The sequence below is a fragment of the Microbulbifer epialgicus genome (genome assembly GCF_041447265.1).
GTDB classification, from domain to species: domain Bacteria; phylum Pseudomonadota; class Gammaproteobacteria; order Pseudomonadales; family Cellvibrionaceae; genus Microbulbifer; species Microbulbifer epialgicus.
On the sequence record NZ_JBGMEK010000138.1, the window covers coordinates 1 to 6,131 of the forward strand.

Annotated in this window: 4 protein-coding genes and 1 pseudogene; all 5 read right to left on the minus strand. The window is 44.8% G+C overall.

Annotation, left to right across the window (positions count from 1 at the left end):
• Positions 1-289: 289 nt before the first annotated feature.
• Positions 290-499, minus strand: a complete 210-nt coding sequence (locus ACCI49_RS23120) for a hypothetical protein (RefSeq protein ID WP_371841600.1) — start codon at positions 497-499, stop codon at positions 290-292.
• A gap of 1,027 nt (positions 500-1,526) precedes the next feature.
• Positions 1,527-2,333 (minus strand): right-handed parallel beta-helix repeat-containing protein, encoded by an 807-nt coding sequence (locus ACCI49_RS23125; RefSeq protein WP_371841601.1) that lies wholly within the window; start codon positions 2,331-2,333, stop codon positions 1,527-1,529.
• A gap of 1,063 nt (positions 2,334-3,396) precedes the next feature.
• Positions 3,397-5,220 (minus strand): histidine kinase, encoded by a 1,824-nt coding sequence (locus tag ACCI49_RS23130; protein ID WP_371841602.1) that lies wholly within the window; start codon positions 5,218-5,220, stop codon positions 3,397-3,399.
• Between the two features lie 267 nt (positions 5,221-5,487).
• Entirely contained in the window at positions 5,488-5,796 is a 309-nt protein-coding gene (locus ACCI49_RS23135; protein ID WP_371841603.1) for a hypothetical protein, read from the minus strand.
• Positions 5,797-5,940: 144 nt separating this feature from the next.
• Positions 5,941-6,131: pseudogene (locus ACCI49_RS23140) on the minus strand (integrase core domain-containing protein); the annotation flags it as partial.

Genomic DNA, 6,131 nt, shown 5'->3' on the forward strand with positions numbered 1-6,131 from the left:
GGAGTTTTTAAACAATTGGTTGTAATCGGGCTAGGGCTCCAGCGGCAAAAAAGAAGCTGCTGGTGGTCTGGCTCGCTCTAAACTCTAGTTTGATAAAAAAATTATAAATTTCAATACCTAGCCTAGATACCCCACAGATCTCACATGCAACCACTTACTACAGCGCCAGAAGGAAAGAATACACTGCACTCGAGACGCGCTGTGAATACATCCCTGTAAGCTCGTAATCGGGATCCATGCCTCATACGGTCCCGAGCGCAGTGTATTCTTTCCTTCCCCTTTTTAGTACCTACGCATAGTAACCCTCAACCCTACTAATCGAAAGCCTTTTCTTTTCAGTGACCCATAAGAAGAATTCATCTCTACCAATTAATTTAACCGTAGCATTAAAAGTTTCTATTTTCTCTCCCAGGCCACCAACTAAATGAGTCTGAATAACTACCAGATGCACGTAATAAAGGCGACTACCATAAGGTTCTTGATTAGCTGCCAGCCTCATTCTTCTTAGCTCCAACCACATTGATCAATGAGAAAGGCTGCTGGCTTCTGGTTGCAACATTCATCGGTAACTACTCTACCTTGGTTTCTGTGTCTGATACCGAGCACATCTTGCAGCTATCTGCGAGTTTATGGGTCCGACCGTACCAATTGAGATGTTAATTTGCAGCGATAGCATACAGAAACCCCTGAAAACCTATGCCTGGCAGATGGCATCTGAAAGTAAGACATGATCTTAGATGCATACGACTATCCTACGAGACCTCTCTGGATGCCTAGAACCTCTGCCGAATGGTAGTTTCAGGGTGATACACATATATCGTCCAATCCAAGGGTGTCCAGGATTACTATCTTCAATATCAGCCTGCAAACGATCATTAGCCGCTTATACATTGGTGAGTTCCTGGGGTCGATTAGGCCATCAAGCTGCTGCTTTCGAAGTCGTTAACCAGGGGAGCGGCGCAGGCAATACAGGCAGCAGCTACCAAACCAGCAACGCGTTTACTCAATCTCATGAGGGAATTTTCATTGATACCAACAGAAGAAACGACAAATAGCAGCCCATTGTTTCAGCATCTGTTAGGCAACCAAACCCAATAAATAGATTACCATAAGTACCTGTATCGATTGATCTGCTGTCTTACCAAAGAGATTGGCCCTCAGTACGGCTACAGGAGGAACGAGCTTCACTCCCTCAGTCGCAACTGTGTGGGATGCGCTCATTGAGTTCTCCGGGAGTAGAAATGAAAAGCCCGCAATGAGTGGACCTCGGGGTATTCGGGCTGGAAATCTGCGCATTTATCGTAGCATGGGCTTTTTATATAGATCCAACACAGAGAAAACTAAGGATTTCCAACCCATTGATATATTTAGTTTTTTACTTGTCACCTCTAATAATATCAATATGACTTTAGGCTCTTTTGAATGGATGCGCATGGAACCATTCTGCACGAACAAGGCATACAGCAAAGAATATTGAAACGATAATACCTCCCTGCCTGGTCGAGCAGGGAGGTATAACATTTTGACTAATTTATACAAGGATCACTGGCAGTAACAAAATCATTCAAAAACCAGGTATTCCCTACACAAGGCGGAACATTATCATCAACCAAATCAGTTGAGAAATTGGTATTAGCATCATTTGCAATGATGAAATTTCCTTGGCCCTGACGCTCCAACACAATACCGTAAGTGTTTGAAGTAGCAGTATTTTGAGTTACCACGCTGTTGTCTGATCCAGATAGCACAATACCCGCAAGAGAATTAGTAATCGCGAAGCTTCTAGCTATGACTGCGCCATTACCCACAACAGCAATGCCATCAAGTTGATTATTATTAGCACTGGAAGCGGCTATGGTATTGTTATCACCAGAAACAGCAATCCCAATCCCAGAATTATTAGAACCTTGAGAGTCCAATAAGAAATTCCCATCACTGACCATTGAAATCCCTATGCGGGAATTTTGGTCAGCAGAAATATCTGAAACATAATGTGAGCCAGTTCCCTCAAGAAAAACTCCTGTATCACATAATTGCACAAAGCCAAATGGAGTGCCACCACCTGTTATTCTGGCCATAGAACCAACCAGTTTTACTCCTACACCATCCCCATCACAGCTAATCGTGAAGCCGTTAAAATTAAGGCTTCCTGATGGCCCCATAATCGTTACAGCAGGAGATACAGCGCAATTCAAGTCTGAGTCCAATGCTTCTGGGGTATCAATAGTATCCCCACAGCTAACTGCCAGAGTCATACCAGACAGTGACATACCAATGGCACCCGCCAATACAATAAACGCCGACTTCACTGGGTGAATTTTTTTAGATTTCATACAAAGCCCTCCGATTAATAAGTTAAAAAAGATTACCAAAAACCAGGGGGAGTCTGATCCAAATTACAAAAATCACCATAGGAAAATTTTCCCATATTTGAAGAAAATCCTGACAAATTTTGCCTGCAATTTAAATCGTGTAGCTAGTCGCCACCCTAGACTCCAACTAATAGAAATTGATGGACATAATCAGGCATCCAGGTGTTTCATTTTTGGAATAATTTTTGTTACGGCATCGACGGGCCAGCTTCCTGTTGAAGAACCTGTGTATTTATTGCAGTATGATATTTCTATACAAATCTGACACCGAGAAAGTCAAGGGCTTGGAATGAAATATTTAAAACGCCCTAATAGTATTTGGCATCATTTCAAATAATATGCCTCTAGGCATACAAATAACATTCAATAATCATAAATTCATATCTGCGTAAATCAATAGGACCCTAGTTAGCATTTCTGAACTATTTTTTATCTAGCCTGGCCTGACAGGGACCATACAGCTTGAATCAAAAATTCTTACCACGCCTCCCAAACCTGCCGTAAATTTAAAAACAAAGGTGTTTGTTGCAATGCGGATTACTTCTCTACCATACATTATTACTAAAAAGGGGGAAGGAAAGAATATATTGCGCTCGGGACCGTATGAGGCATGGATGCCGATTACGAGCTTACAGGGATAAATTCATGGCGCGTCACGAATGCAGTGTATTCTTTCCTTCTGATCCAGCAGTACTTCAGAAGTATTGTATATTACTGAACATATCCAATATCGATTTCAACAACAATCTTACCAATTTTAGTTACGTTTCATATTTTTATTTTATGCAAAAAGCACCGTATTTTGTAACGTACAATTACAGTATTTCCAGGGATTCAATTTATGGATACCCCAAAAAAAGGCCCCAAACCTGATAGTAGGTTGGGGCCTTTTTGGTTTTCGCTCCCCTACAAGGTAATAGGGAGCGAGTTCCAAAAGAGCCTTGATTATCGCTTAATTTAACGTTTTTGACTCGTTTGGCATCTTTTAGGCAAGTAAAGAAAACGTTCAATTTTTTAGCATTAATCAGTAAATAAAAGCTGAGCCGGAAAAGGACGCACTATGGTCGTTACTGCGGTTGTTACTAATACCAGTTGAATCACTTTTGTCACCAGGAGTCCCCACAGCGAGAGTTCTGCCATCACCGCTCAAGCTGACAGAATAGCCGAACAAGTATACCCCAAAGGTGTTACTGGCCTTGAGATGGGCCTGCTGAGTCCAAATAACACCTCTGCGGACAAGCACATATACAGCACCGGAATTAGACGCATCGTTATTGCTCTGATTGCCATTAATGCCGGTGACATTACTGTCTTCTTCCTGGGCACCTACCGCGAGGGTGTTGCCGTCACCGCTGAGGCTAATAGAAGAACCGAATGAATCCTGATAATCGGTATTGCTGGCCTTGATATAGGCTTGCTGAGCCCAGGTGGCGCCGGTGCGGGCAAACACATATACAGCGCCGGAACTAGGTGCATCGTTATTATTCTGATCACCATCAATGCCTGTGGCATTACTGTCTTCTCTTCGGGCGCCTACTGCAAGGGTGCTGCCATCACCACTGAGGCTGATTGAAGAACCGAAGAAATCCTCATCATCGGTGTTGCTAGCTTTGACATAGGCCGACTGAGCCCAAGAGGCACCAGTGCGGGCAAACATATATACAGCGCCGGAAAAGAACGCATCGTTGTTGCTCTGATCGCCATCAATACCGATAGCATTACTGTCGTCACCTACAGCCGCTACGGCGAGAGTATCTCCATCACTACTGAGGCTGATCGAAGTACCAAAGAGACCGTATTCATCGGCATTGCTGGCCTTTAAGTAGGTTTGCTGAGCCCAGGTGGTGCCGATGCGGACAAATACATATACCGCGCCGGAATTGACAGCATCATTGTTGCTCTGGTCGCCATCAATACCTGTGGCATTACTTCCCTCTTGATATGCCGCCACCGCGAGGGTGTTGCCGTCACCGCTGAGGCTTATGGAATTGCCAAATATATCGTATCTATCGGTATTACTGGCCTTAATATAGGCTTGTTGAATCCATGTGGCGCTGGTACGGGTAAACACATATACAGCACCGGAATCAGACGCATCGTTATTGCCTTGATCGCCATCAATACCTGTAGCATTACTGCTCTCAGAGACAGCTGCCACCGCAAGGGTGTCGCCATCACCGCTGAGGCTGACAGAATAGCCGAAGTAATCTCCTCTATCGGTATTGCTGGCCTTTAAATAGGCCTGCTGAGCCCATCTAGCGTCCGCACCTATGCGAGCGAATACATATACAGCGCCAGACTCAGGTGCATCGTTGTTGTTCTGGTCACCATCAATGCCTGTGGCATTACTGCTCTCTTCGGGGGCTGCCACCGCAAGGGTTTTGCCGTCCTTACTGAGACTGACTGAATAGCCGAATAAATCCTCTTTATCGGTATTGCTAGCTTTGAAATAACCGATGCTGTTGGCTAACGTACTGTCAACCGTGAGTACCTCAGAGTCAGAACATCCTTCTGTATTACAGGCCTGCAATAAGTATTGAGCGTTGATTCTGGCATAGATTGGCACTTCCAGGGTATAGGTCTCGGTACCTTGAGGGATATCCTCTCCGACTTGGGTAAACCCGGAAACGCCATCAGGATTTTCCTGGAGCCGGTAGTAACTGGCCCCCTCTACCTCGTCCCAAGTAAATTGGAAGAGTTTGACAGCTTGGAAGCTCAAGCTGACATTCTGAGGCTGAGCTGGCACGGTAACGACGTTGTTACCGCTATCCGAGCCAGAACTACTACCGCCACAGGCGGCAAGCAGAAACAAAAAGATAGCGAAGACATAGATTGTCGTGTTTTTCATTTTGGGTATGGGTATTTGGATTGCGAAAAGCCGTTTTGATAACGACTGCACATCCCGGTGCGAAGTGAGGGCGGGATTATGCCCAAAGATGAAATATACGCCAAGTGGAAACTGCAACTAGTGGGGGCAGGCTTTCCAGAGGTTAAATTTGTATCTGCAGGAAAGAGAATAGCTCCGAAGTGCAAGATTGATTCGGATGGGGCCTCAACCTCACCAATCGACCAATTAGTCATAGTAAGGAATGAAGTGAAACCCCGCTCTTGCCAATTATTTTTGAATGGCGCACTTTTTGTACTGATTGACCACCAGAAAAGGAAAAGGCTCCGAGCTCTGGAAGCTTGGAGCCTTACCAAAAGACTGACAGTGGAAAATGTACATTTTTTCACCATCAACCGTGATTGGCAGAAGCTCGCCTTCAGGTCCTATGCACTCTTTTAGAGCAATATAGACCTTTTGGTTCAACACGAGATCTACCGCATCCCACTGATCACCTGTTGGCAATAAGGGCTGACACGAATCAGATACCGACTCATTCCAGATCGCAGACAGGCCCTTATTAGTGGCGAAGAACTCCATTTACTTGGCGATCAGGTTTTCATACCCCAACTGATTGGCCAAGGTGAAAACCTTAAGCTGGAACGCCATGAAGCGTTCTGGTATCTGTTTAAGCTGATTGTTGTGGTCAAGTCCAGCCGGATACCTCTTTAAGCACATTTCTAAAATTCGATGGGGGTTACATCCCCCCAGCGTTGTATGTATTCTGCGCGAGTTGTAATAAGCAATATAGGCTCTCACATCTCTTATCGAATCCTCCCTTGTTGTATAGAGATTTCCCGTTAACCACTCTGGTTTTAGGCTGCTAAAAAAGCGTTCAGTCGGTGCGTTGTCCCAACAATTTCCCCTACGGCTCA

Bases quoted from the DNA above. Each gene is read 5' to 3' on its own strand.
- ACCI49_RS23130 (WP_371841602.1), bottom strand. From the start codon at position 5,220: ATGAAAAACACGACAATCTATGTCTTCGCTATCTTTTTGTTTCTGCTT.
- ACCI49_RS23120 (WP_371841600.1), bottom strand. From the start codon at position 499: ATGAGGCTGGCAGCTAATCAAGAACCTTATGGTAGTCGCCTTTATTAC.
- ACCI49_RS23135 (WP_371841603.1), bottom strand. From the start codon at position 5,796: ATGGAGTTCTTCGCCACTAATAAGGGCCTGTCTGCGATCTGGAATGAG.
- ACCI49_RS23125 (WP_371841601.1), bottom strand. From the start codon at position 2,333: ATGAAATCTAAAAAAATTCACCCAGTGAAGTCGGCGTTTATTGTATTG.